General features: G+C 66.4%; 24 protein-coding genes. 14 read left to right on the forward strand and 10 right to left on the reverse strand.

Features of this window, described 5'->3' with window-relative positions; all coding sequences use genetic code 11:
• Positions 1–43: 43 nt before the first annotated feature.
• Complete coding sequence (locus AACL56_RS32560) at positions 44–1120, forward strand: hypothetical protein (protein ID WP_339094577.1); 1077 nt, start codon at positions 44–46, stop codon at positions 1118–1120.
• A gap of 84 nt (positions 1121–1204) precedes the next feature.
• On the opposite strand, the gene AACL56_RS32565 is transcribed toward AACL56_RS32560, so the two are convergent.
• Positions 1205–2902, reverse strand: a complete 1698-nt coding sequence (locus tag AACL56_RS32565; protein WP_339094579.1) for an electron transfer flavoprotein-ubiquinone oxidoreductase — start codon at positions 2900–2902, stop codon at positions 1205–1207.
• A 155-nt stretch (positions 2903–3057) separates the two neighbouring features.
• Between AACL56_RS32565 and AACL56_RS32570 the strand changes: the two genes are divergently transcribed.
• Genes AACL56_RS32570 through AACL56_RS32585 form a run of 4 tightly spaced genes read left to right on the forward strand, consistent with a single transcriptional unit; the run spans position 3058 to position 5901 of the window.
• Complete coding sequence (locus AACL56_RS32570) at positions 3058–3840, forward strand: SDR family oxidoreductase (protein WP_339094581.1); 783 nt, start codon at positions 3058–3060, stop codon at positions 3838–3840.
• Positions 3837–4766 (forward strand): DMT family transporter, encoded by a 930-nt coding sequence (locus AACL56_RS32575; protein WP_339095313.1) that lies wholly within the window; start codon positions 3837–3839, stop codon positions 4764–4766. The genes AACL56_RS32570 and AACL56_RS32575 overlap by 4 nt, the downstream gene beginning before the upstream one ends.
• Positions 4763–5185 (forward strand): acyl-CoA thioesterase, encoded by a 423-nt coding sequence (locus AACL56_RS32580; protein WP_339094583.1) that lies wholly within the window; start codon positions 4763–4765, stop codon positions 5183–5185. Before AACL56_RS32575 ends, AACL56_RS32580 begins: the two co-directional genes overlap by 4 nt.
• Entirely contained in the window at positions 5182–5901 is a 720-nt protein-coding gene (locus AACL56_RS32585) for a M949_RS01915 family surface polysaccharide biosynthesis protein (protein ID WP_339094585.1), read from the forward strand. Before AACL56_RS32580 ends, AACL56_RS32585 begins: the two co-directional genes overlap by 4 nt.
• Positions 5902–5925: 24 nt before the next feature.
• Here AACL56_RS32585 and AACL56_RS32590 read toward each other — a convergent pair whose 3' ends face one another.
• Positions 5926–7284: a sensor histidine kinase gene (locus tag AACL56_RS32590; RefSeq protein ID WP_339094587.1), complete on the reverse strand. Its 1359-nt coding sequence runs from the start codon at positions 7282–7284 to the stop codon at positions 5926–5928.
• A complete protein-coding gene (locus tag AACL56_RS32595; protein WP_339094588.1) occupies positions 7281–7955 on the reverse strand; it encodes a winged helix-turn-helix domain-containing protein in 675 nt (224 codons plus the stop codon). Before AACL56_RS32595 ends, AACL56_RS32590 begins: the two co-directional genes overlap by 4 nt.
• A 139-nt stretch (positions 7956–8094) precedes the next feature.
• Between AACL56_RS32595 and AACL56_RS32600 the strand changes: the two genes are divergently transcribed.
• Genes AACL56_RS32600 through AACL56_RS32610 form a run of 3 tightly spaced genes read left to right on the forward strand, consistent with a single transcriptional unit; the run spans position 8095 to position 11176 of the window.
• The gene (locus AACL56_RS32600) at positions 8095–8802 is read left to right on the forward strand and encodes a phosphatase PAP2 family protein (protein WP_425337106.1); all 708 of its coding nucleotides are present in this window, start codon (positions 8095–8097) and stop codon (positions 8800–8802) included.
• Positions 8789–9367 carry a phosphatase PAP2 family protein gene (locus AACL56_RS32605; RefSeq protein ID WP_339094592.1) on the forward strand — a complete coding sequence of 193 codons (579 nt, stop codon included), beginning with the start codon at positions 8789–8791 and terminating at the stop codon, positions 9365–9367. The genes AACL56_RS32600 and AACL56_RS32605 overlap by 14 nt, the downstream gene beginning before the upstream one ends.
• 57 nt (positions 9368–9424) lie before the next feature.
• Entirely contained in the window at positions 9425–11176 is a 1752-nt protein-coding gene (locus AACL56_RS32610) for a phosphoethanolamine transferase (protein ID WP_339094594.1), read from the forward strand.
• 8 nt (positions 11177–11184) lie between these two features.
• On the opposite strand, the gene AACL56_RS32615 is transcribed toward AACL56_RS32610, so the two are convergent.
• Positions 11185–11799: a peroxidase-related enzyme gene (locus AACL56_RS32615; RefSeq protein ID WP_339094596.1), complete on the reverse strand. Its 615-nt coding sequence runs from the start codon at positions 11797–11799 to the stop codon at positions 11185–11187.
• 130 nt (positions 11800–11929) lie between these two features.
• On the opposite strand from AACL56_RS32615, the gene AACL56_RS32620 reads away from it, so the two are divergent.
• From AACL56_RS32620 to AACL56_RS32635, 4 genes are all read left to right on the forward strand, one after another.
• Positions 11930–12670 carry a gluconate 2-dehydrogenase subunit 3 family protein gene (locus AACL56_RS32620; protein ID WP_339094598.1) on the forward strand — a complete coding sequence of 247 codons (741 nt, stop codon included), beginning with the start codon at positions 11930–11932 and terminating at the stop codon, positions 12668–12670.
• Positions 12671–12681: 11 nt separating this feature from the next.
• Positions 12682–14454: a GMC family oxidoreductase gene (locus AACL56_RS32625; RefSeq protein ID WP_339094600.1), complete on the forward strand. Its 1773-nt coding sequence runs from the start codon at positions 12682–12684 to the stop codon at positions 14452–14454.
• Positions 14451–15872, forward strand: a complete 1422-nt coding sequence (locus tag AACL56_RS32630; protein WP_339094602.1) for a cytochrome c — start codon at positions 14451–14453, stop codon at positions 15870–15872. Before AACL56_RS32625 ends, AACL56_RS32630 begins: the two co-directional genes overlap by 4 nt.
• Positions 15873–16440: 568 nt before the next feature.
• Positions 16441–17346 carry a LysR family transcriptional regulator gene (locus AACL56_RS32635; RefSeq protein WP_339094604.1) on the forward strand — a complete coding sequence of 302 codons (906 nt, stop codon included), beginning with the start codon at positions 16441–16443 and terminating at the stop codon, positions 17344–17346.
• Positions 17347–17609: 263 nt separating this feature from the next.
• Here the strand turns inward: AACL56_RS32635 and AACL56_RS32640 are convergent, their stop codons facing one another.
• The 5 genes from AACL56_RS32640 to AACL56_RS32660 all read right to left on the reverse strand — a co-directional run bounded on the left by AACL56_RS32640 (position 17610) and on the right by AACL56_RS32660 (position 22417).
• Positions 17610–18857, reverse strand: coding sequence for an MFS transporter (locus tag AACL56_RS32640; RefSeq protein ID WP_339094606.1), 1248 nt, complete (start codon positions 18855–18857; stop codon positions 17610–17612).
• Positions 18844–19578 carry an alpha/beta hydrolase gene (locus AACL56_RS32645; RefSeq protein WP_339094608.1) on the reverse strand — a complete coding sequence of 245 codons (735 nt, stop codon included), beginning with the start codon at positions 19576–19578 and terminating at the stop codon, positions 18844–18846. Before AACL56_RS32645 ends, AACL56_RS32640 begins: the two co-directional genes overlap by 14 nt.
• Complete coding sequence (locus tag AACL56_RS32650) at positions 19538–19852, reverse strand: hypothetical protein (RefSeq protein WP_339094610.1); 315 nt, start codon at positions 19850–19852, stop codon at positions 19538–19540. The genes AACL56_RS32645 and AACL56_RS32650 overlap by 41 nt, the downstream gene beginning before the upstream one ends.
• A gap of 382 nt (positions 19853–20234) precedes the next feature.
• The gene (gene eutC / locus AACL56_RS32655) at positions 20235–21026 is read right to left on the reverse strand and encodes an ethanolamine ammonia-lyase subunit EutC (RefSeq protein WP_339094612.1); all 792 of its coding nucleotides are present in this window, start codon (positions 21024–21026) and stop codon (positions 20235–20237) included.
• The gene (locus AACL56_RS32660) at positions 21023–22417 is read right to left on the reverse strand and encodes an ethanolamine ammonia-lyase subunit EutB (protein ID WP_339094614.1); all 1395 of its coding nucleotides are present in this window, start codon (positions 22415–22417) and stop codon (positions 21023–21025) included. Before AACL56_RS32660 ends, eutC begins: the two co-directional genes overlap by 4 nt.
• Before the next feature lie 390 nt (positions 22418–22807).
• On the opposite strand from AACL56_RS32660, the gene AACL56_RS32665 reads away from it, so the two are divergent.
• Positions 22808–23218 carry an FKBP-type peptidyl-prolyl cis-trans isomerase gene (locus tag AACL56_RS32665; RefSeq protein ID WP_339094616.1) on the forward strand — a complete coding sequence of 137 codons (411 nt, stop codon included), beginning with the start codon at positions 22808–22810 and terminating at the stop codon, positions 23216–23218.
• Between the two features lie 119 nt (positions 23219–23337).
• On the opposite strand, the gene AACL56_RS32670 is transcribed toward AACL56_RS32665, so the two are convergent.
• Positions 23338–24090 carry a glucose 1-dehydrogenase gene (locus tag AACL56_RS32670; RefSeq protein WP_339094618.1) on the reverse strand — a complete coding sequence of 251 codons (753 nt, stop codon included), beginning with the start codon at positions 24088–24090 and terminating at the stop codon, positions 23338–23340.
• Positions 24091–24215: 125 nt separating this feature from the next.
• Here AACL56_RS32670 and AACL56_RS32675 point away from each other — a divergent pair, with 125 nt between their 5' ends.
• Entirely contained in the window at positions 24216–25133 is a 918-nt protein-coding gene (locus AACL56_RS32675; RefSeq protein WP_339094620.1) for a LysR family transcriptional regulator, read from the forward strand.
• The last annotated feature ends 3 nt before the right edge of the window (positions 25134–25136 follow it).

Below are 25136 nucleotides of genomic sequence, written 5' to 3' on the forward strand. Positions count from 1 at the left end.
TGTCGCGAGAGGATAGCGCCCACCCCTGCAGCACAATTTGCGCATGAATGAACTTCCCCAGGATTTCCTCGCGGTCCTGCGGCTTCCCGTGCGGCAGGAAGCCGACCTGGATGCGCAGCAGACCTTCTTCGGGCAGCCGGAATTCCAGGCGTTCCATGCCGATGTCGGGCAAGGGTGGGACAGCGACGATGTGCTGCGGGCCAGCGCCGCGCTGTTGCCCGGGCTTCATCCTCACCGGGCTGCGTTGCTCACGCTCTTCTGCGGCGCGCTGGTCGAGGACGGCGCCGATCCGCACCTGATGTTCGATGCAGCGCTGCAGTTGATGGGCCGCGTGCTCGCGTCGCTGGCACCGTACTGCGCGACGGAGCCGATGGAGGTCGAGGAAGGCGACGAAGGGGAAAAGGGCGGTCGGCAGGACGAGGAAGAACTCGCGGCCTGGCAGGCCGCGAATGCCGCACTCGAGGCGCTGGCCCCGCCGGCGCGCTTCGAGGTCGATGCGCTTCGAGCGGCGGTCGACTTGCTGGTGCCGCCCCTGATGGCCATGGCGATGCGCGACGTGCGAAACCACCGCGCGCTGCTGGCCGATCGCGAATTGCTGGCGCACCTCGATGCGATGTACGCCAACGATTCGCTGCCTTTCGAGGACCTGCACTACCTGCACGGTGCCGCCTCGCTGTCCTATGAGGACGAGCTGGTGGTGCTGCTGCCGACCTCGCGCTCGGGAATGATCGTCCGTGCCCACGCCGTCAACAACAATTTCCACGCGTTCTCGCTGCTGCAGGACCTGATGGAAACGCATGCGCAGCAGCTCGGCATCCGCCAGCCGCCGCGCACGCGGGGCGACGACGAGGGCAGCGACACGGCCGCCTTTTTGTGGCTGCAGGCACCGGCCTTCTCCAACGGCGAACTCGTCAATGCCCTGGCCTGGAGCTGGGGTGAAGGCGCGCTGCGAGACAACGCTCGTCGGCAGGGGCGACCGGTGCTCGTCGCCCTGGAAACGACCGAGAAGCCGGGGCGCAGCTGGAACGGTTTCAACCATGGGCTGCACGCCGAGCAGAACCCGCACGTGTCGCTCGTGCGCTTCCTCGCAACCGACGAGGTCGCCGCCTACCTCGCCTGAGGCGCGCCGCAGGGCGCCGGGGACAGAGGACAAGAAAGCAAAAAGCCCTCCGAAGAGGGCTCTTGCGAACGGCGTGCGGGCGCCTTACATGCCGACGTAGTTCGGTCCGCCGCCGCCTTCGGGCGTGACCCACACGATGTTCTGCGTCGGGTCTTTGATGTCGCAGGTCTTGCAGTGCACGCAGTTCTGCGCGTTGATCTGCAGGCGCTGCTTGCCGTCTTCGGTGCCGACGAATTCGTAGACGCCGGCGGGGCAGTAGCGGCTCTCGGGGCCGGCGAACTTGGCCAGGTTGACGTTCACCGGCACCGTCGCGTCCTTCAGCGTCAGGTGGGCCGGCTGCTGCTCTTCATGGTTGGTGTTGCTGATGAACACGCTGGAGAGGCGGTCGAAGGTGAGCTTGCCGTCGGGCTTCGGATACACGATCGGCTTGCACTCCGAAGCGGGCTTCAGGTACTGGTGGTCGGGCTTGTTGCGGCGCAGGGTCCATGGGATGTGGCCCTTCAGCAGCCATTGCTCCACGCCGTTCATGAAGGTCGCGATGCCCAGGCCCTTCTTGAACCAGGCCTTGAAGTTGCGCGCCTTGTTGAGTTCGGTGTGCAGCCAGCTCTTCTCGAAGGCGGCGGGGTAGGCCGAGAGTTCGTCGTGCTGGCGGCCGGCCTGCACCGCGTCGAACGCGGCCTCGGCGCACAGCATGCCGGTCTTGATGGCGGCGTGGCTGCCCTTGATGCGGCTCACGTTCAGGTAACCGGCCTCGCAGCCGACCAGCGCGCCGCCCGGGAACACCGTCTTGGGCAGCGACATCAGGCCGCCGGCCGTGATGGCGCGCGCGCCGTAGCCGATGCGCTTGGCCGGCTTGATGCCCTTGGCTTCGTCGCCTTCGAGGTACCAGCGGATGTTGGGGTGCAGCTTCCAGCGCTGCATTTCCTCGAACGGGCTCAGGTAGGGGTTGCTGTAGTCCAGGCCGGTGATGAAGCCCATGGTGACCTTGTTGTCCTCCATGTGGTACAGGAACGCGCCGCCGTAGGTGTCGCTCTTCATCGGCCAGCCGGCGGTGTGCAGCACGAAGCCGGGCTGGTGGCGCTGGGGGTCGATCTCCCACACTTCCTTCACGCCGAGGCCGTAGGTCTGCGGATCCTTGCCTTCGTCGAGCTTGTACTTCGCGATGAGCTGGCGGCCGAGGTGGCCGCGCGCGCCTTCGGCGAACACCGTGTACTTGCCCAGCAGTTCCATGCCGAGCTGGAAGTTCTCGGTGGGCTCGCCGTCCTTGCCGACACCCATGTTGCCGGTGGCCACGCCGCGTACCGAGCCGTCCTCGTTGTAGAGCACCTCGGCGGCCGGGAAGCCGGGGAAGATCTCGACGCCGAGGTTCTCGGCCTGCTGGGCCAGCCACTTGGTGAAGGCACCCAGGCTGATGATGTAGTTGCCGTGGTTCTGGAAGCACGCCGGCAGGAAGAAGTTGGGCGTGCGCAGGCCCGACTTCTCGCCCAGGAACACCATCGCGTCGTCGGTGACGGGCTGGTTCAGCGGTGCGCCGAGTTCCTTCCAGTCGGGCAGCAGCTCGTTCAGTGCGCGCGGGTCCATGATGGCACCCGAGAGGATGTGCGCGCCGGGCTCCGAGCCCTTCTCGAGCACCACCACCGAGATTTCCTTTTCCTGCTGGGCTGCGAGCTGCTTGAGCCGGATCGCGGTCGAGAGGCCGGCGGGGCCCCCACCGACCACGACCACGTCGTATTCCATGGCTTCCCGAGGGCCGAACTGGGCGAGGATTTCGTCGTGCGTCATGTGGGTTGGGTCGATAATGATTTTTCGAGGCGCGGGGCATTGCATCCCGGATTGCGGGGCATTTTATGCGGCGTCCGGCGGCAGGCCTGTCATCCATGGGCGCGGCTTTCGGACCCCCTTCGCGTCACCTGCGCGACTCCACGGGATTCAAGTTCATGGCCTACAGCATCGATCTTTCCGGCCGGGTGGCCTTCGTCACCGGCGCTTCCAGCGGGCTCGGCGCCCAGTTTGCGAAAACGCTGGCGCGCGCCGGCGCGGCCGTGGTGCTGGCGAGCCGCCGCGTCGAAAAGCTCAAGGAACTGCGCGCGCGCATCGAAGGCGAGGGCGGCGACGCGCACGTGGTCGATCTCGACGTGACCGACATCGGCAGCATCAAGGCGGCAGTGGCACGTGCGGAGACCGAGGTCGGCGCCATCGACATCCTCGTCAACAACTCGGGAGTGAGCACCACGCAGCGCCTGCAGGACGTGACGCCTGACGATTACGACTACATCTTCGACACCAACGTGAAGGGCTCCTTCTTCGTCGCGCAGGAAGTGGCCAGGCGCATGCTGGCGCGCGCCAGGGGCACGGCGCCCGGCACCTACATCGGCGGGCGCATCATCAACATCGCCTCCTCGGCGGCGATCAAGCCCATGCCGCAGATCGGCACGTACTGCATGAGCAAGGCCGCCGTGGTGCAGATGACCAAGGTCATGGCGCTCGAGTGGGGCCGCTTCGGCATCAACGTGAACGCGCTGTGCCCGGGCTACATCGCCACCGAGCTGAACGAAGAACACTGGACCACCGAGGGTGGCGCCAAGCTGGTCGGCATGCTGCCGCGCAAGCGCGTGGGCAAGCCGGAAGACCTTGACGGCCTGATCGTGCTGCTGGCCAGCGGCCAGAGCCATTTCGTGAACGGCGCCGTCATCGCGGCCGACGACGGGTTCGCGCTCTGAGCCCGCGGGCCTGGACCGGCGTTGCCGCGGGCCTGGGCGCGGGTGCGCTCTGGGGGCTTGTGTTCGTGGCGCCGCGCATGGTGGGCCACTTCGGCATGGTCGACATCACCGCCGCGCGCTTCCTCGTGTTCGGCGCCGTGTCGGGGCTCGCGGTGTTCGCGCGCCCGGCCGCGGCGCGCTGGCCCACCGGCCGGCAGGCGCTGGTGGCGCTGGGCTTGAGCGTGCTCGGCTTCAGCGGCTACTACCTGCTGCTGGCCTTCGGCATCCAGGCCGCGGGCACCGAAGTGCCCAGCCTCATCATCGGCACCATTCCCGTCTGGATGATGCTGCTGGGCCGTCCGGCCGGCCTGCGGATGCGCGCGCTGCTGCCGGGCCTGCTGCTCACCGGCGCAGGCATCGCGCTGATGATCTACGGTGCATGGTCGGCCCGGCATGGCGTGGGCGGCATGCAAGGCGCGGGCGACGGCGGCGCGCGCTTCGGCTGGGGCATCGCACTGGCCATCGCCGCCATGGTGAGCTGGACCGTGTACGGCCTGCTCAATGCGGCCTGGCTGCAGCGCCATGCCGAGCTGCACGCGGCCGACTGGGCCAACTGGCTCGGCCTGGCCACCGGCCTGGGCGCCTTGCTGCTGTGGCTGGCCGCGGGCAGCGACGTGGCCACGCTGCAGGCGCGGCCCGGCGGCGCGCTGTTCGTGTGGATCGCGCTGGCCTGCGGCTTCGGCGCATCGTGGCTCGGCACCATTCTCTGGAACGTCGCAAGCCAGCGCCTGTCGGCCAGCCTGTGCGGCCAGCTGATCGTCAGCGAGACGCTGTTCGCGCTGCTCTATTCCTTCGCCTGGGACGGCCGCTGGCCGCAGGCCACCGAGTGGGTGGCGGCACTGCTGTTCGTGCTGGGCATCCTCGCATCCATCAAGGCGCACCGATGAGAATCGAAATTCCCGAAAAAAAGAAGCTCGTGTACGAGATGTCCATTCCCATCCGCTGGGGCGACATGGACGCCATGGGCCACCTGAACAACGGCACCTACTTCCGCTACCTGGAGACGGCGCGCATCGACTGGATGCACTCCATCGGCTTCGAGCCCGAGCCGGGCGGCGAGGGCATGGTGATCGTCAACGCCTTCTGCAATTTCTACCGCCAGATCGAATACCCCGGCAAGGTGCTGCTGAAGATGTACGTGAGCGACCCGGGCCGCACCACCTTCGAAAGCTGGGGCACCATGGCGCGCGAGGAAGAACCCGACGTGATCTGCGCGGCCGGTGGCGCCACCACCATCTGGGTCGACTTTCCGAAGCAGAAGGCGCTGGCCTTGCCCGACTGGCTGCGCGCGCTGGTGAGCGAATGAGCGCGCCGACGAAGTCCTGCATCGTCGCTCTGGCATTGCTCGCGTCTCTTGCCGTGCCGGCGCATGGCCAGGCCCGTTCCCCGGCGCAACCCGGAAAGAACGACTGCCCCGCCAGCACGCCCTACCTGGACGCCGAGACGCTGAAGGCCGCCGGCTTCGAACTCCCGGTGTTCAAGCGGCTGTGCTTCAGCGACAGGTCGGGCAGCCATGTCCTGGTGCTGGGCGAGGCGCAGGACGCGCCGTTCGCCGAGGAGCTGCTGTCGAAAACCCTGCAGGCTGCGCTGTACAAGGTCGAAGGCGGCCGGTCGCTCTCGAAGCAATGGTCGATCCGCGACTTTGCCTTGAAGGACGAGGCGGGCGTCAACTTCCGCTCGAAGCTCATCGAACTCACCGACCTCGATGGCGACGGTCTGGTCGACCCCGTGCTCGTGTACCGCTTCTTCGACCGGAAGGACGCGACTCACTTCGAGTCCGACGACTTCGCAGGCCGCATCAAGATCGTCGCCTTCCACCACGGACGCAAGGCCACGATCCATGCCATCACCGGCCAGCTCGACGACGAGCGCACGACCACGGCCAACGGCAACTACTTCGCGCTGCCGAAGCCGGTGCAGCAGCACCTGGTCAGGAAGATGGCGGCGATGTACGAGGCCGGGCAGTTCGGCTTCGACAATTCGTACGGCTTCGTGCCGCGCAAGGAAAGCGCCGCGCGCTGAGAGTGCTGGGGGTGGCCGGAGCCTTTAGGCCGGCAACAGCACGATGCGCGCCTCGAAGCCATGCGCCGCGCCCGCGGGCGGCGACGACAGCACCAGCTTCGCTCCGTGTTTCTCTACGATGGTTCCGACGATCGACATGCCCAGCCCGTAGCCTGCGCGGTCGGCGCTGTGCCGCACGTGGCGTTGCTGCAGCGTCTGCAACTGCTCGGCGCTCACGCCGGCGCCGAAGTCGCGCACGGCCAGCGTGCAGGGCGTCATCACCTCGATGGCCACGCGCCCGCCGCCGCCGTAGCGCAACGCGTTCTCCACCAGGTTGCGCAGCGCGATCGCCAGTGCGTCGACGTCGCCGAGTGCCATCGGAGTCTCGCGGTCGGGCACCTTGAGCGTGAGCCGTTCATTGATCTGCGCGTCCTGCCAGAACTCCTGAACCACGGTGCCCGCCAGCTGCACCAGGTCGACCTGCGCGCGCGCCAATGACGCGCCCGATTCCGCGCGCGAGAGCTGCAGCAGCTTCTCGGCGCGATGGCTCAGCATCTGCAGCGCGTCGAGCGCGGCCTGCACATCTTTGCGCCGCAGGTCGTGCTCGAGCGCTGTCTGCAGCCGCAGCCGTGCCGCGGCCAGCGGCGTGCGCAGTTCGTGCGCCGCGTTCGCGGCCAGTGCGCGTTCGACGTCGAGCGACTGCGACAGCCGCTCCAGCAGGCGGTTGACGTGGTCGCCCACCGAGCGCAGCTCCTGAGGCAGCCCCGGTGCCAGCGCGATGGCGCGCAGGTCGGCACCGCTGCGCTTCTCGATCTCGCCGGCCAGCTGCTGCAGCACGCGCAACTCGGTGCGCGCCACGTTGCGCAGCACCAGCGCCAGCAGCGGAAGCACCGCGCCGAGCGGAATGATCAGGCCGAAGAGTGTGCGGTTGAGGGCGTGCCGCCGCTCGTCGAGCGGGTCGGCCACCTGGAAGAAGAGGCCCAGCGTCGGGTGGCGCACCGTGTAGATGCGCCAGGTCGGGTTGTTGGCGAAGCCTGCGGCCAGCGGCACGTCGAAGGTGTCGGGCGGGGCTTCGGCGGAGCGCAGCAGCACGTGCTCGTGCAGGTCGACGATCTGGTAGATCACAGCGTCCTCGGAGAACAGCTGCTTGGGCGCGATCAACGGATGGCGCGGCGGGTCTTCGCCGGGATGCTGGAGTTTCTCCAGCTCCTGCACCGCCATCGCGAACATGCGATGCGAGACCTCGACCAGTTCGTTGTCGAAGTTGTGGTTGATCTCGCGGTCCACGTACCAGACCACGGCGAACACGCACATCAGCCACACGCCGCCGACCCACACGATCAGCGTGCGTGTCAGCCGTCCGGCCAGCGAGTCGCGGCCGGCCAGGAAACTGCTCGCGCTCATTCGTCGTCGTCCGCCGAGGTCGACAGCCGGTATCCCAGCCCGCGCAGGGTCTGGATGTGGCTGCGCCCGAGCTTGCGCCGCAGCCGGCTGATGAAGACCTCGAGCGTGTTGCTGTCGGCCTCGTCGCCGAAGCCGTAGAGCGCGTCGGCCAGGTTCTCGCGGGTGTGGATGCGTTCGGGGCGCGTGGCCATGACGCGCAGCAGCGCCCATTCCTTCTGCGTGAGCGTGATCGTCGCGCCGTCCTTGCGCACCATGTCGCGCGCCAGGTCGATCTCGAGCGTGCCGAGCTTCAGCACGGGCGTGCTGCTGGCGCTGCGCCGCCGCTCGACCGCGCGAAGCCGTGCCAGCAGCTCGGCCGGGTCGTAGGGCTTGATCAGGTAGTCGTCCGCGCCCGCGTCGAGGCCACGGATGCGGTCGGTCACCTGGTCGCGTGCGGTCAGCACGATGACAATGGGGCGCTCGGCCAGTGCACGCACCTGCGGCAGCAGCGAAAGGCCGTCGCCGTCGCCCAGGTGCAGGTCGAGCAGCACCGCCGCATATTGCACCGACAGCAACGCGCCGCGTGCGTCGGCCAGGCTGGGCGCCACGTCGACCACAAACGCCTTGGCCAGCAGGTAGCTGCAGACGGCATCTGCCAGAGAGCTGTCATCTTCGACAAGCAAGATGCGCACGCCATGTCCTTCGAACAAAGAAACAAGTCTAGCGCCCACCGGTTGCGCAACGGCCGTTCAGTTTCGGTTCAGGTTGCTTCAGGCGCGGTTCATTCCGCGTCCGTAGGCTCGCGGCTCTCATCCAGCCCTGCCTCCGTCCATGACCCGTTCTCCGAATCTCCGCATGGGGATGTTCACTCTGCTCGCCCTGGCTGCGCTGATGGCATGGGACGCGACGACCGGAGACCTGGCACTGGCGCGTATGGCGGGCTCTGCCTTGGGCTTCCCGCTGCGTTCGAACCCGTTCATGGTCCATGTCATGCATGAAGGCATGCGCGATCTCAGCTGGGTTCTGGTGATCTCGCTGTTCGTCGCGATCCGCTGGCCGCTGGGCTTCCTTCGCCGCCTGTCCACGGGTGAGCGCGCGCAGCTGGCCTTGACGGTGCTGGCATCGGTGATTGCCGTCAGCCTGCTCAAGCATGCCAGCCACACCAGCTGCCCGTGGGACCTGCAGGAGTTCGGCGGCGTGGCGCGCTACGTGTCGCACTGGTCCTGGGGTCTCGACGACGGCGGGCCGGGCGGATGCTTCCCGGCCGGCCATGCCTCGGCCGCGTTCGCCTACGTGGGCGGGTACTTCGTGCTGCGCCGCACCGTGCCGCGTGCCGCCGCCATCTGGCTGGTCTTGGCGATGGTCGCGGGACTGCTGCTCGGCGTGTCGCAGCAGCTGCGCGGCGCCCACTACATGAGCCACACCTTCTGGACTGCCTGGGTCTGCTGGACCGTGGGCTTCGTCATCGACCTGGCGGCGACGCGTTTCAAGGCGCATGCCGTCCATCAACCGACCGCTTCCGTGCATGCAGGATCTTGACTTCGCCCTGTTCCGGGCCATCAACGCCGGCGTCACGGTGCCGCCGTGGACGCTGGGCTTCGCCGAGTTCGCCTCCGACCTGATGCCGGCCCTGCTGATGCTCGCCATCGGCGCGGGCGCGCTCGTCAGCCGGCGCTGGCGCCACGCGCTGCTGACCGTGCTGGTGAGCCTTCTGGTGGTCTGGCTGCTGGTGCAGCTGATCCGCACCGTGGCGCCGATTCCGCGGCCCGCCTTCTACGGCCTGGGTGTCCAGTGGGTGCCGCAGGGCGTTCGCCCCGGCTTCCCGAGCCTGCATGCAGCCGGCACCTTCGCCGCGGCGTTCTCGCTCTGGTGCCTCCCCTCGCGCGTGCCGATGTATGCGGCGCTGCTGGTGGCCGCCGTGGTGGGCTGGAGCCGCATGTACCTGGGCCTGCATTTCCCTTCGGACATCCTGGCGGCGGTGATGCTCGGTGCGCTGGTGTCGATCCTGGTGGAACGCGGCGTCAGCCGGCCCCTGTCGCTGCTTGCATCCGGTGCCCGCATCACCGCGCGCCGGCGCCAGAGACTGCGCCGCGCGCGAGCCTGAACACTGGCTGAACAGGGAGTTCAGGCTCCCTTCAGGCGAACCTTCTAAATTCGCCGAATGTCTGTTTCGCGTACCGCGGCCGTGCCCCTGCAGCACGTTGGTTCCTCCGAGTCCAAGGCGCCGCCTCTCCCTGCTTTCGGCAACCCGTGGCATCGCTTCGATGCCTGGTTGTCGCGTCCCCGTCCCGCCAGCACGGTGGTTCTGTGGCTGGGCCTCTACCTCGTGCTCACGACCAACTGGCCGCTGTGGAACGAACTGGCCCGCATCGGCGGCGCCCCCAGCACCTACATGAGCACCATCGCCGCGATGAGCGTGCTCACGCTGTGCGGCACCGTGGCGCTGCTGTCGTTCACTGCCTGGTCGCGCTGGATGAAGCCGCTGTGGTTCGCCGTGGTGGTGCTGGCCGCGGTCGTGCAGCACTACATGCTCGAGTACCGCGTGGTGATGGACCCGACCATGATCGCCAACGCGATGCAGACCGACCCCAACGAGGCGCGCGACCTGCTGAGCTGGCGTATGGCCTTCAACGTGCTCGTGGTGGCGCTGCCCGCCGGCTGGGCGCTCTGGCGCATGCGCATCGCGCCGATGCGCTTCCTGTCGAAGCTGTGGCGCAACGTGGCGCTGCTGGCGCTCGCGGTGGTCGTGGCGCTGGCCGCGGCCGTTTCGATGAACCGCGAGCTCGCACCGCTGATGCGCAACAACGTGCATCTGCGCTACATGATGAACCCCATCGCGACGCTCTATTCGACGGGTGCGATGTTCATCAAGCCGCTGTTCAAGCGCAGCAGCAAGCTCATTCCGATCACCGCCGGCACGGCGCTCGGCGCAAGCTACGCCGCGCAGGCGAAGCCGCCGCTGTTCGTGCTGGTGGTGGGCGAGACCGCACGGGCCGACCACTTCGCGCTGAACGGCTACGCCCGCGACACCACGCCCGAGCTCGCGAAGCGCGGCGTGCTGAGCTACCGCGACGTGCATTCGTGCGGCACCAACACGCTGGCTTCGGTGCCATGCATGTTCTCCCCGCTGGGCAAGCAGGGCTACGAGTCGCGCAAGGACGAGTACGAAACGCTGGTCGACGTGCTGCAGGCTTCTGGCCTGGCCGTGTTCTGGCTCGACAACCAGGCCGGCTGCAAGGGCGTGTGCGTGCGCGTGCCCAATGCCTCGGCCTTCGACGGCCTGGATGCCGCGACGAAGAAGGCGCTGTGCGACGGCGACGAGTGCCTGGACGACGTGATGCTGAAGAACCTGGACGAGCGCATCGCCGCGCTGCCGGCCGAGCGCCGTGCCAAGGGTGTCGTCCTGGTCATGCACCAGATGGGCAGCCACGGCCCGGCCTACTACAAGCGCTCCGCGCCCGACGTGAAGCGCTTCCAGCCCGAGTGCAAGACCAATGCGCTGGCCGAATGCGGCCACAACGAGCTGATGAACGTGTACGACAACTCCATCGTGCAGACCGACCGTTTCCTCGGCGAGACCATCGACTGGCTCAAGGCCCAGTCGAAGGCCTACGACCCGGCCCTGCTGTACGTGAGCGACCACGGTGAGTCGCTCGGCGAGTACGGCCTCTTCCTGCACGGCGTGCCGTACAGCTTCGCGCCCGAGGCGCAGAAGCACGTGCCGATGGTGACGTGGTTCAGCGACGGCATGAGCGAGCGTCGCAAGCTCTCGCGCTCGTGCATGGAGGCGGGGCTCGACGCGCCGCTCACGCACGACAACCTCTACCACACGGTGCTCGGCCTGATGGACGTGACCACGCCCACCTACAAGCCGGCGCTCGATGCGCTGGCCTCCTGCCGCGGCAAGGCCTGAACGCCGGGCTACTTCTTCTCGCGGGGCACGCGCCCCATCAGGAAGAACTCGTTGTTCGGCTGCATGCCGCTGAAGCTCGCGAGCCGGTTGCTCAGGCCGAAGAAGGCGGTGATGGCCGCGATGTCCCAGATGTCCTCGTCGTCGAAGCCGTGCGCATGCAGCGGCGGGAAGTCGCTGTCGTCGATCTCGTGCGAGCGGTTGCAGACCTTCATCGCGAAGTCGAGCATCGCGCGCTGCCGCGGCGTGATGTCGGCCTTGCGGTAGTTCACTGCCACCTGGTCGGCCACCAGCGGCTTCTTCTCGTAGATGCGCAGCAGCGCACCGTGCGCCACCACGCAGTACAGGCACTGGTTGGCTGCGCTGGTGGTGGTGACGATCATCTCGCGGTCGCCCTTGGTGAGCGAGCCTTCCTCCTTCAGCATCAGCGCGTCGTGGTACGCGAAGAAGGCGCGCCACTCGGCCGGGCGACGTGCGAGGCCGAGGAACACGTTGGGCACGAAGCCGGCCTTCTCCTGCACGGCGAGGATCGCGGTGCGGATGTCTTCGGGCAGGTCCTTGAGTTCGGCGAGCGGGTAGCGGTTGGCGGTCACGTGGTCTCCTGTGTTGTGCTTGCGGGGCGGCATTGAAAGCGTTCTGAAAGGCGAATTGCCGTTTCCATCATAGGCAAGCCGCCTTCCTACAAGATGTTGCACGCGGTGTCGCGATGATCAGGCTTCGCATAACAACACGCGGTCTCGTTCCGCACAGAACGCGATGAAAGACTTGTCGTATTCCGACCGGCGAGGGTTCCTGCGCCGGTCCATCGCCATCGTGCCGGCGGCCACGGCCTTCGGTGCCGGTGGCGTCACTGGCGCCGCGCTCGCGCAGGCCACCGCACCTGCTCCTGCCGCTGCACCCGCAGCCAGTCCGGGTGCCGCTTACAGCCCGGTCTATTTCAATGCCGACGAATGGAAATTCGTGCAGGCCGCCGTCGCCCGGCTGATACCGTCCGACGACACAGGCCCCGGTGCCATCGAGGCGGGTGTGCCCGAGTTCATCGACCGGCAGATGGAAGGCGCCTTCGGCCACGCTGCCACCTGGTACATGCAGGGCCCGTTCGTCGAGGTATCGCCATTGTTCGGCTACCAGAAGAAGATGCCGCCGCGCGAGGTGTACCGCGCCGGCATCGCCGCCACCGATGCGCACTGCCGCAAGCAGTACGCCGACAAGCCTTTCGCGCAACTCTCCGCGGCGCAGCAAGACGAGGTTCTCAAGGGCCTGGAGGGCGGCAGCATCACGCTCGACGGCGTGGGCGCGACCGACTTCTTCGGCTTTCTGCTGCAGAACACGAAGGAGGGCTACTTCAGCGACCCCATCCACGGCGGCAACAAGAATGCCGCGGCCTGGAAGATGATCGGCTTCCCCGGCGCGCGTGCCGACTACGCCGACTGGGTCGACCGCCCCGGCGTCAAGTACAACCTGCCGCCGGTGAGCATCGCCGGCCCGCAAGGCTGAGGGCGCGCACCATGGCAAACATCAAGAAACCCGGTGTCGACGCGGTGCTGGTCGGCTTCGGCTGGACCGGTGCCATCATGGGCATGGAACTCACCGCCGCAGGCTTGAAGGTGCTGGCGCTGGAGCGCGGCGAGAACCGCGACACGCAGCCCGACTTCGCCTATCCGCGCATCACCGACGAACTGAGCTACGGCATCCGCGGCAAGCTGTTCCAGAACCTCTCGCGCGAGACCGTCACCATCCGCCACACGCCGGCCGACGTGGCCGTGCCGTACCGGCAGCTCGCCTCCTTTCTGCCCGGCGACGGCGTGGGCGGCGCGGGCGTGCACTGGAACGGCCACCACTGGCGCCCGCTGCCGAGCGACCTGCGCATCCGCAGCACCTACGAAGAGCGCTACGGCAGGAAATTCATTCCGGAAGGCATGACCATCCAGGACTTCGGCGTGAGCTACGAAGAGCTCGAGCCGCACTTCGACCAGTTCGAGAAGATCTGCGGCACCTCGGGCAAGGCGGGGAACATCGGCGGCAAGATCCAGCCGGGCGGCAACCCGTTCGAGGGCGCGCGTGCCAACGAGTTTCCGCTGCCGCCGCTGGCCTCGGTCAACAGCGCGAAGCTGTTCGAGAAGGCCGCGCGCGAGCTGGGCTACCACCCGTTTCCGCAGGCCGCGGCCAACGCCTCGCGCGCCTACACCAACCCGCACGGCGCGCAGTTGGGCCCCTGCAACTTCTGCGGCTTCTGCGAGCGCTACGGCTGCTACATGTACTCCAAGGCCTCGCCGCAGACGACGCTGCTGCCGGTGCTGATGAAGCGTCCAAACTTCGAGCTGCGCACGCGCTCGCACGTGCTGCGCGTGAACATGTCGCCCGATGGCAAGCGCGCCACCGGCGTGACCTACGTCGACGCCGAGGGCAACGAGGTCGAGCAGCCCGCGGACCTCGTGGTGCTGTGCGCCTACCAGCTGCACAACGTGCGGCTGCTGATGCTGTCGAACATCGGCAAGCGCTACGACCCCGCCACCGGCGAGGGCGTGGTCGGCCGCAACTACGCCTACCAGCTCAATGGCAGCGCGAGCCTGTTCTTCGACAAGGAGCAGCCGATGAACCCGTTCGTCGGCGCGGGCGCGAGCGGCAGCGTGATCGACGACTTCGACGGCGACAACTTCGACCACGGCCCGCTCGGCTTCGTCGGCGGCGCCACCATCAACAGCATCAACACCGGCGGGCGGCCGATCCAACAGATGAGCCTGCCGCCCGGCGCTCCCGCCTGGGGCGCAGGATGGAAGAAGGCCGTGAAGGAGAACTATCTCTACATGGCCAGCGTGGGCAGCCAGGGTTCGGTGATGGCCTATCGCGACAACTACCTCGACCTCGACCCGACCTACAAGGACGTGCACGGCCAGCCCTTGCTGCGCATGACCTTCGACTGGAAGGACAACGACCTCGCGATGACGCAGTTCATCGGCACCAAGGTCGAGCAGATCGCCAGGGCCATGGGGCCGAAGCAGCTGAAGATGAACTTCCAGAAGGCCGGCGCGCATTACGACGTGCGCTACTACCAGTCGACCCACAACACCGGCGGCGCGCCCATGGGCACCGACCCGAAGACCAGTGCCGTCAACCGGTTCCTGCAGGTGTGGGACGTGCCCAACGTGTTCGTGATGGGCGCCAGCGCCTTCCCGCAGAACTTCGGCTACAACCCGACCGGCATGGTGGGTGCCCTGGCGTACTGGTCGGCCAAGGCCATCCGCGAGCAGTACCTGAAGAACCCGGGAGCGCTGGCATGAGCGCGCGGCGTGTGTACGGTGGCATCGCCGCGGCCGTGGTGTTGCTATGCGCCGGGGCATGGGCCGTGGCGCAGAAGGCCGATACGCCCGCTGCGGCCGCATCCGCATCCGCACCGGCGTCGGCGTCGGCGTCGGCGTCCACCCCCGTTGCCATGGCAACCGGCGCGGCGGCCCCTGCCGCATCCACCGACCCCGTGCTGGAACACGGCCGTTACCTTGCGCGCGCCGGCGATTGCGTCAGCTGCCACACCGCGCCGGGCAAGCCCGCCTTCGGCGGCGGGCTGCCGATGAAGACGCCGTTCGGCACCATCGTCTCCACCAACATCACGCCCGACACCGAGGCCGGCATCGGCGCCTACACCGAGGCCGAGTTCGCCCGTGCGCTGCGCGAGGGCGTGGCCAGGGACGGCCATCGGCTCTACCCGGCGATGCCCTATCCGTCGTTCGCCCGCGTGAACGACGAGGACATGCGTGCGCTCTTCGTCTTCTTCCGCAACGGCGTCCAGCCTGTTGCGCAGAAGCCGCCGGCCACCGACCTGCCATGGCCCTTCAGCATGCGCAGCCTGATGATCGGCTGGAACTGGATCTACCTCGACAAGGGCGTGTACCAGAGCGACAGCGCGCGAAGCGCCGAGTGGAACCGCGGCGCCTACCTGGTCCAGGGCCTGGGCCACTGCGGCGACTGCCACACGCCGCGCAGCATGCTTGGCGGCGTGAAGGCGGCCAGCGACAGAAAGGGCGATGCGTTCCTGTCGGGCGCGGTCATCGACGGCTGGTACGCGCAGCCCCTGCGCCACACCGACCGGCCGACCATGGCGCAATGGCCCGCCGAGGAGATCGTGCAGTACCTGCAGACCGGCCGCACCAGTCACACGGCGGCCTTCGGCGCGATGGTCGACGTGGTGCAGAACAGCACGCAGCACTTGTCGACGCAGGATCTGCAGGCTGTGTCGGCCTACCTGAAGTCGCTGGGAGCGACGGAGGGCGCGCCAGCCGCAGCGTCGCCGGCTTCGCTGGTCGCCGCTGCCCCGAAGCATCCGGTGGCGCTCGCGCTGCGCAACGGCACTGTCGAAGGCAACAGCGGCGCGATGGTCTACCTGAACAACTGCAACGCCTGCCACCGTTCCGACGGCACGGGCGCCGACAAGACCTTTCCGGCGCTGGCCGGCAACAGCGTGGTGAACGCGAAGGACCCGACCTCGCTGATCCGCCTGGTGCTCGCAGGCTCCGCCATGCCGGCCACCTCGAAGGCGCCATCGCCCATCGCCATGCCCGACTTCGGCTGGCGCCTGAGCGATGCCGACGTGGCCAGCGTGCTGAGTTTCGCGCGTTCGAGTTGGGGCAACCGCGGCGAGCCGGTGACGGCCGATCAGGTCGCCAAGGTGCGCGACACGGTCAAGCCGGCGAAGAATCCGTAGCGTCTTCGCATGCCCCGCCGAACAGCGACGGACCTGCGCATTCGTTCGCGCAGGATGGCTTCGGTGCCTTGGCCGAGGGGGAGAGACGGCGGCTGCTTCGTGTCGCTGGCAACGCGGGACTGCACAAGGCGCCGGCATTTCCTCTCAGACCAGGCCGGTCCGCGCTGCTGCAGGCGTTGACCGGGAGTTCGCCATAGAGGCCATCGGTGTGGTGGCCGAGTGTGGCGTGGAGTGAGGCAAGCAGCGCTGCGGCAACATAACGTTCATTTCCTCTGCATGCTCGCTGGCGTTGTCCCTCGCGCCTGTCTCGCGGCAGTGTTGTGCTGATCCGCCGCCTCGGGCCTATGGTGGTCTCGGTGATGACGATGGGAGCCGGTCTCTGTTTGCGTGCAGTAGTGCCGTCAAGAGGCCGGAAACGCTGCTTCTGCCGGCGCTTCGATGGACGAAACACGACGAAGCTCGGATAGAACGGATTTGCATTCGCGCAGGGTGGCTCGCCCTTCGCACGAGAGTGCTAACCCATCCCATCCAGGTTGCTCAGAACCGTCTGATCGTTGCACTGCAGTTCATGAACTTTCGACAGCTCAGATACTTCGTCGCCGTCGCGGAAGAGCTTCACTTCGGGCGAGCAGCAGCTCGGGTGCATATCTCACAATCGCCCTTGAGTCAGCAAATGAAGTTGCTGGAGAGGGATCTGGAGGTCGTCCTGTTCGAGCGTGACCGTCGCAAAGTCACGCTGACGCCGGCGGGTGCCGAGTATCTGAAACATGCCAGGAGCATTCTTGAAAGCGCGGAGATCGCCGCGCATTCTGCGCGGCAGGCAGGCCTGCGAGAGATCGGACCGATCCGGCTCGGCTACTCCGTCTCTGCCCTGTACTCCAGCGTGGTGCTGAACGCGATCGCTGAGTTCCGTCGCCTGCATCCTGGTATCACCATTCATTTCACAGAACCCACCACGCGCTGCAGCATTCGCGCATTGCTGGCCGGGGAAATCGACGGTGCCTTTGTGCGTGGACCCCTGCCTCGGCATGTCGATAGATGGGGCTCCGATCGCGTCATCCTGCTGGCCACCGAGCCGTTGCTCGTTGCAATTCCCAGGGACCACAGGTTGGCCCGGTTCTCGTCGATCTCGATTTCGGATCTTCAGGACGAACCGCTGCTCGCGATCTCAAATCGGCTCGGAACGGCGCTGAACGAACGGCTCGCACAGATTTTTTCGGATGAGAACCGTGAGCCGAAGGTGGTCATGGAAACGCAGGAGCTTTCATCGCTGCTGGGGATGGTCCGGGCCGGCGTTGGCGTGGCTATCGTGCCGGAGGCGGTGACGGAGCCACGGTCGATTCATGTGACCTTCAAGCCGCTCGACGCGCATGGAGCGCATATCGAGCTCTACATGCTGCTTCCCAAGCGGATCCCCACGGCGATCAGCAGGCTGCGCGCCATTCTCCATGCGCAAAGAACGCGAAATGTCTAGGGCGTGTTCACACTATTTCTGGCGTCGCGAAGGCCTGTCACGGCGGGCCAATCAAGGCGCGCGACGCCGCATGTGCGTATGCCCATGCAAGGAGCGCAACGCCGAGTGGCCCGCCGTGACAGGCCTTCCCTTCGGGTTGGCCGGCAAAGGGGCCGTCTGCGGCGTTGCCCGCGCTTGCAAGGCATCAGCCTTGCTGCGCACGCGCGCCTTGCAGCCAGCCCCTTTGCCGGCCAACGCGACGCCAGAAATAGTGTGAACACGCCCTAGTCGACCTGACCGCGTGCACGAAGCCCGCGGAAATAGATGCGTTGAGCCAGCGCGTACGACATGCAACCCACCATCGCGACGGCCAGCAGGATCCAGCCGCCTGATTCGGAACCTTCGCCCGGGGCCCACGAGAACGCGATGAAAGCCGGCAAGGCAATGCGTCCCACGGTCGCCCAGAACGCGATGGTCCCGTTTGAAACAGCGGTAGCTCGCGTACCCAGATACTGGGGAACCGATGTCGCACGCACAACCGTCCATCCGCCGTGCGCGATACCGTACACCACGACAAAGGCCAGGAGGAGCGCGCGGTTCGTGCCTGCAGTCTGCAGCAGCACAAGAGCGACCGGAAACAGCGCAATCAGAATCAGGTTCAGTTGATGAACCTTGGCGTCCGCGCTCCGCATCAGCATCGGTAACCTCGCGAGCGTCTGCAGTGCGCCAATCGCTGCAGGCGCAGCCAATGCGACCTCTGAGGCGACGCCGCGCGTCATCAGGATGGGAACGAGATAGGCGGCCACTGCCGCAGAGATCGCGCCGATCGCAGAGGTGAATACGGCGAGGCAGACATAGATCCCGAGTTTGCGCTGCCCGGGCTGCGATGGGGCTGGCTGCGATGATGTCCATGCGGGATCCCTCGCAAGTGCACCATCCGTGGAAATTGCCTTTTGCCTGGACGCCGTCAGGGCGAACCAATGCCCTGGTGCACAACAGAAGGCATTCAGTGCCGCGTAGAGGAGCACGCAATGCCGCCATCCGACCTCCGCCATCAACCATCCGCTGAAAGGAACAAACAATGTGCTGGAAAAGCCAGTGATCAGAGAAATGAGGGTGACTTCGCGGCGATAGGTGGTCGGACGCTCGACCGCAAGCAGGGAAAACAAAGGGGTATAGAGCGTGCAGGCGAAGGAGGAGCCTATCAATGCCCACGCGATGTGAAAGTGCAGCAGCGAGCCTGCTTGGCTGAGAACCAGCAGTCCCGCGCCACAGAGCAACGATCCGCAAGCCATCACATGAGCGCCCAGTCGGCGGGCAATCCATTTGCCGACAACGACGGAACAGATTCCTTCAAAAAGTAGCGCCACCGGAAAAGCGAGTGCAGCAGCGCTCCTGCTGATTCCTAATTCGTTCTCGATCGGAATCAGGGTCAGGCCGAACGTGTAGAAACTGGTTCCCCAAGACGATAGCTGCAGCCCAGCCAAGACGTAAATTTCGCGCCCTCTGTTGCCTGGCTTATTCGCCACCATGCTGTGGCTCGTCCAGCAGACTGGCGATGGCATCCGCGACGACCGACGCAGTCCGAGGATTCTCGTTCAAGTAAACCCCCAGTTGATGAGAGGCGGATTCGACGAGCAAGTCAGAAGTGGAGTTGGCCCGAGCAGCCTCGTGAATCAACACGAAAACTTCAGCCGGAATTACGTCGTCGTATTCCGATCTCACCAGAAGGGTCTTACCCCGATACCCATTGAATGCAGAGGCGATGTCGGCTTTGCGCCAACTCTGCGGACGACGAATGATGGTTGAGAAGCTTTCGCCAAAGGGCACATCGATTGCGCGTTTATCGTAAATGGCAGGGTTGAAAAGAACGAGACAGGCAATCTCGTTCTTTCGGGTGCGCAGCAATTCGATCGCAACCTGCCCACTCATGCTGAAAGCCAAGATCGCCAAAGGCAATTCCTTGGAATGGAGATAGTTCTGTATTACCGCGCCGGCTTCGTGTGCTCTTTTTAAAATTGATCCTGCGGAATGACCCGTGCTCTCGCCCGATCCGGAAAAGTCGAATGAAACAATGTGCATGCCCCGCTCGGCCATTCTCATGCACAGGGCGTCGCCTCGCTCCTTGTTGGATTGCCCGGCGCCATGGAGATAAATTCCCTGCCAACGCAACTCGCTGGGCAGTGGGGAAAAAGATTTGACGGAGAGTTCTTCAGCATGAACCGAAAGCCGAGTCGTTTTGATCGTAATCATTTTCGATAACCGGTGATCGCCAGTCTTTACGGGCTAAGGCAGATTTTCTAATATCTTTGGTGAGAATGAAGCGTGAAAGCCAGCGAGCGTTGGGTCCCCAGTGAGGTGAATACGCATCTCGCGCATGCGCGGTGTAGAGATTGTCGAGGTAGAAGAAGTCGCCTTTTTCAAGCACGACCCGCTCACTTGCTGTATTCATCGCAAGGATGAAATCGTCCAGCGCATATTGTGCGCTGCGGTCGACTCCATGTGTGTTATTGACGTTGATTCGCATGAAAGGACGATCCCAGCAGCCGTAGAGAATTGAATTTCTGGGCGGCTTGTGTCCTTCCGGCAATTGATGATCGAGCCAATATGCCTTTTTTTACTTCTTTGATATTTCGGCTGGATTGTCGAGCGGCAATCCTAGGTTTTTTCGTCCTTTTTTGTAAACGACGATATTCGGGTGTCTGTGAGTGCTTTTTCCACTCGACGCCTTCGGATTGAAGTCAAAAGCAGCCACCACCGGATCGCAGACAGAAGCCAGTCGGCTGGCTCTCGCGGTATGACCATCGGCGCGGCAACGCCTTCGTCGCCCGCGCGCCGTGGCTGCCTCGCGCTGAGGGCCAGATTTAGGTGGTGCGCGCGGCGCGGGTTGCAGCGCGAAGGAGCAATGCTCAGGGCTTGCCAGCCCGGCCAAGCCCGTGCACGCAGCCTTGCTGCAGCGCTTCGGAATCGCTCTCGTCCTTCAGACCCACGCCCGTCAGGCCCCTGCGCAGCGATTCGCGCATCAGCCACGCCAGCTTGAAGGCGGCCGCTTCGCAGGGCAGCCCTTCGGGCCGCACGTTCGAGATGCAGTTGCGCTCGGCGTCGTGACGGCCGCGTTTGGGGGAATGGGTCAGGTAGATGCCCAGGCTGTCGGGCGAGCTGAGGCCGGGGCGCTCGCCGATGAGCATCACCGACAGCGCTGCGCCGAACAGCTCGCCCACCTCGTCGGCCAATGCCACGCGGGCCTGCGTGGCGATGACGACGGGGGCGAAGCTGGTGTCGGCCGGCAGCTGCGCGCGCAGGGCGGCGAGCAGCGGTGCGGCGTGGCGGGCGACGGCGAGCGACGACAGCCCGTCGCCGGCCACCACGCACACGTCGCAGCCGTAGCGCCGGTCGGCCAGCAGGCGTGTGGCGTCGTCTTCGTGGAGTTGACGCCCGAGGTCGGGCCGGCGCAGGTATTCGGTGCGGTCGGCCGCCCGGCTGCGCGCGCGGGCGACCTGCCAATGCTGCGCGGCAAGCGCCGCTTCGAGTGCATCGACGTCGAGCGCGGCATGGATGGCGTCGCGCGCCATCGCATGCGCCCAGCCGAAGCGCAATGTCTCGTCGGTCGGCATGCCGGCGCCGGCGCGGCCCAGCGCCAGGCGTGCCGGCGTGGCCGAGCGCCATTGCGCCCATGGGTTCGGCGTGACGGGGTCCTTCATGGCGAGAGCGCGGCCAGGCCGCCCATGCCAGCGAGCAGCCGGTTGGCCGAGGGCGGTGCGAGCCGCCCCGCGCCGTCGGTGATCTGCATCCGCTGCAGCCAGGCCTCGAATTCGGGTGCGCGCTTCAGGCCGAGCGTTTCGCGCAGGAACAGCGCGTCGTGGAACGAGGTGCTCTGGTAGTTGAGCATCACGTCGTCGGCGCCGGGGATGCCCATGATGAAGTTGATGCCGGCCGTGCCCAGCAGCACCAGCAGCGTGTCCATGTCGTCCTGGTCGGCCTCGGCGTGGTTGGTGTAGCAGATGTCGCAGCCGATGGGCAGCCCGAGCAGCTTGCCGCTGAAGTGGTCCTCCAGCCCGGCGCGGATGATCTGCTTGCCGTCGTACAGGTACTCCGGGCCGATGAAGCCGACCACCGTGTTGATCAGCAGCGGCCTGTAGCGGCGCGCCAGCGCATAGGCGCGTACCTCGCAGGTCTGCTGGTCGACGCCGAAGTTGGCGTTGGCCGACAGCGCGCTGCCCTGGCCGGTCTCGAAGTACATGACGTTGTTGCCGACGCTGCCGCGCTGGAGCGACAGCGCCGCGGCATGGGCCTCGTCGAGCAGCTCGGGCGTCACGCCGAAGGAGAGGTTGGCCTTCTCGGTGCCCGCGATCGACTGGAACACCAGGTCGACCGGCGCACCGGCCTCCGCCAGCCTGAGCGTGTTGGTGACGTGCGTGAGCACGCAGCTCTGCGTGGGAATCCCGAAGCGCTGTATCACCTCGTCGAGCATGTGCAGCAGGCGGCCCAGCACCGGCATGCTGTCGGACGCGGGGTTGATGCCGATCACCGCGTCGCCCGCGCCGTACAGCAGGCCGTCGAGCGTCGAGGCGGCCACGCCGCGCAGGTCGTCGGTGGGGTGGTTGGGCTGCAGCCGCACCGAGAGATGGCCCGGCAGGCCGATGGTGTTCCGAAAGCGCGTGACCACGCTGCACTTCTTCGCGACCGACACCAGGTCCTGGTTGCGCATGAGCTTGGACACTGCCGCCACCATCTCGGGCGTGAGGCCGGGCGCGAGCGCGGCGAGCGTGCCGGTGCTGGCCTCTTCGGACAGCAGCCAGTTGCGGAAGTCGCCGACAGTGAGGTGCGCTATCGGCGCGAAGGCCTGTGCGTCGTGGCTGTCGACGATCAGGCGCGTGATGTTGTCGTGCTCGTACGGGATCAGCGCCTCGTTCAGGAAGGTCCTGAGCGGCGTGTCGGCCAGCACGTGGCGCGCGGCCATGCGCTGCTGCGCGGTGGCCGCGCCGATGCCGGCGAGGTAGTCGCCAGAGCGCGCGGGGCTCGCGAAGGCCATGACCTGCCGCAGGTCGTCGAAGGTGAACACCTGGCCGGCGATGGTGGTGCGGTACAGCATCGTTGCGCGTGCTTCGAGGCGTCAGGCTGCCATGGCATCGGAAGTGCGTGCTGCATACCGGCCGTCGTTCCAACCAAAGCACTCACCGGCAAGAAGCAGGTCCAGCGTGGTGCCCCGGTCATGGAGGACATGGCGGACATGGAGAGGGCCGAGCCCTTCCTTCGGATGGCCGTGGCGTCGCTGTGCCCGTCCTCTTGCGGGTGGCCTGGCTGGTGTGGCGTCTGTGGGGTGCATCGAGCGTCCTCTCTTCGCGGATGGTGACAGTGCACCACCCGCAAAGCAAGCGCTGTTCCAACGCGCGTGTCCCGATGCAGCCGCCCCGAATATCCCCTTACAGGCGCGACACGGTCGCTCGCCATAATCGGGTCCTCTTCATCTTCGAGGTGTTTCGTGAAGTCTCTTTTCTGTGCCGCGCTCGTCTCCGTCCTTGCCGTCCCTGCTGCCTTCGCGCAGTCCGCCCCGGTCACCACGCCCAGTGGCCTGATCTACCAGTCGCTCAAGGAAGGCACCGGCGCTTCGCCCGCAGCCACCGATGTGGTCAAGGTTCACTACCGCGGCACCTTCCCGGACACCGGCAAGGAATTCGACAGCTCCTACAAGCGCGGCGAACCCACCGAGTTCCCGCTCAACGGCGTGATCCCGTGCTGGACCGAGGGTGTGCAGAAGATGAAGCCCGGCGGCAAGGCCAAGCTCACCTGCCCGCCGTCGATCGCCTACGGCGCGCGCGGCGCTGGCGGTGTCATCCCGCCGAACGCCACGCTGAACTTCGAAGTCGAACTCGTCTCCGTCACCAAGCGCTGAGCAACGGGCGATCGCCCCCTTCCTGGGGCACCGCGGAACCGGCCTTGCCGGGCCGCAGGTGCCGCCCCCGGCGAGGGGGTTGGCGAAGCGACACGCAGTGCGCGAAGCCTGGGGGCGTACTAGATCTGCGCCATGCCCCCGTCGACGAACAATTCCGCACCGTTCACGAAGCTGCTGTCGTCCGAGGCCAGGAACACCACGGCCTTGGCGATCTCGTCGGGCGTGCCGACGCGACCCAGCGGAATGCCTTGTGCCTGGCTTTCGATGAAGCCCTCCACCTGTTCCTTCGTGAGGCCGAGCAGGTCGTAGGCCGGCGTCGGCACCACGCCGGGGCTGACCGCGTTGACGCGGATGCCGGCGTCCTTCAGGTCCACCGTCCAGCTGCGTGCGAAGCTGCGCACGGCGGCTTTCGTCGCGCTGTAGACGCTGAACGCGGGCGTACCCTTGATGCTGGTGATCGATGCGTTGAGCACGATCGATGCGCCCCTGGGCATCAGCGGCAGTGCCTTCTGCACGGTGAAGAGCAGACCGCGCACGTTGGTGCCGAAGGTCTTGTCGAAATGCTCCTCGGTGATCTGTCCCAGCGGCAGCAGGCTGCCGCCGCCTGCATTCGCGAACAGCACGTCGAGCCGGCCCTTCTTCTCGCGAATGGTGGTGTAGAGCCGGTCGAGGTCTTCGAGCTTCGAGACATCGCCGAGCACGCCGGTGACGTTGCGGCCGATGGCCTTCACGGCCGCGTCGAGTTCCGCCTGGCGGCGGCCCGTGATGAACACGTGCGCGCCTTCGTCGACAAAGCGTTGCGCCGTGGCCAGGCCGATGCCGCTGGTGCCGCCGGTGACGAGGGCGATCTTGTTGTTGAGCTTGAGGGTCATGATCCGCTTCCTTGAAAGTTGCCGCGATGCGGCGTTGTCGATGGAAGACAGTTTGGGCGCAGCCCCCGCACGGACCAAGACGGCGCTCGGAAGATGTTTATTCACGAAACGCCAATAATCCGGCGATGGACCAGATCACCGCGATGCGCGTCTTTGCCCGCGTGGTCGAGGCCGGCACCTTTACCCGCGCCGCCGACTCGCTGCAGATACCGAAGCCGACCGTGACGAAGATGGTGCAGCAGCTGGAGACGCGCCTGCGCGTGAAGCTGCTGCAGCGCACGACGCGGCGCGTGACCGTCACGCCCGAGGGCGCGGCCTACTACGAGCGCACCGCGCGCGTGCTTGCCGAGCTGGAAGACATCGAGTCCGACCTGACCAACGCGCAGGCCGATCCGCGCGGGCGGCTGCGGGTGGACGTCGGCTCCTCCCTGGCCAACATGGTGCTGATTCCGCAGCTTCCTGCGTTCCACGCGCGTTATCCGGAGATCGAGCTCGAGATCGGCGTGAGCGACCGGCCGGTGAACCTGATCGGCGATGCGGTCGACTGCGTGATCCGTGCCGGCGAACTGACCGACCAGTCCCTGGTGGCGCGCCGCATCGCGACCTTGCCCTTCGTGACTTGCGCCACGCCGGCGTACCTGGAGCGGCACGGCGTGCCGAAGACGCCATCGGACCTCGGCGACGGCACGCACCGCGTGGTGGGCTACTTCTCGTCGATGAGCAACCGCCCGATTCCGCTGCGCTACGGGTGCGGCGACGAGCGCATGGAGATACACGGTCACACCGTGGTGGGCGTGAACGAAAGCACGGCGCACCTCAGCGCGGTGCTCACCGGCATGGGCGTGGCGCAGACCTTCGACGTCATGGCTGCACCCTATCTGTCGAGCGGCGCGCTGGTCGAGGTGCTGAAGGACTGGGCGCCCGAGCCGTATCCGCTGCACGTGGTGTACCCGACCAACCGGCATCTCAGCGCCAAGCTGCGCGTGTTCGTCGACTGGGCGGTGGAACTCTTCGCGCCCTACAACGGCGCCGACAGGCGCTGAGCG

It is taken from the genome of Variovorax paradoxus (genome assembly GCF_902712855.1).
Classification (GTDB): Bacteria; Pseudomonadota; Gammaproteobacteria; order Burkholderiales; family Burkholderiaceae_C; genus Variovorax; species Variovorax paradoxus_Q.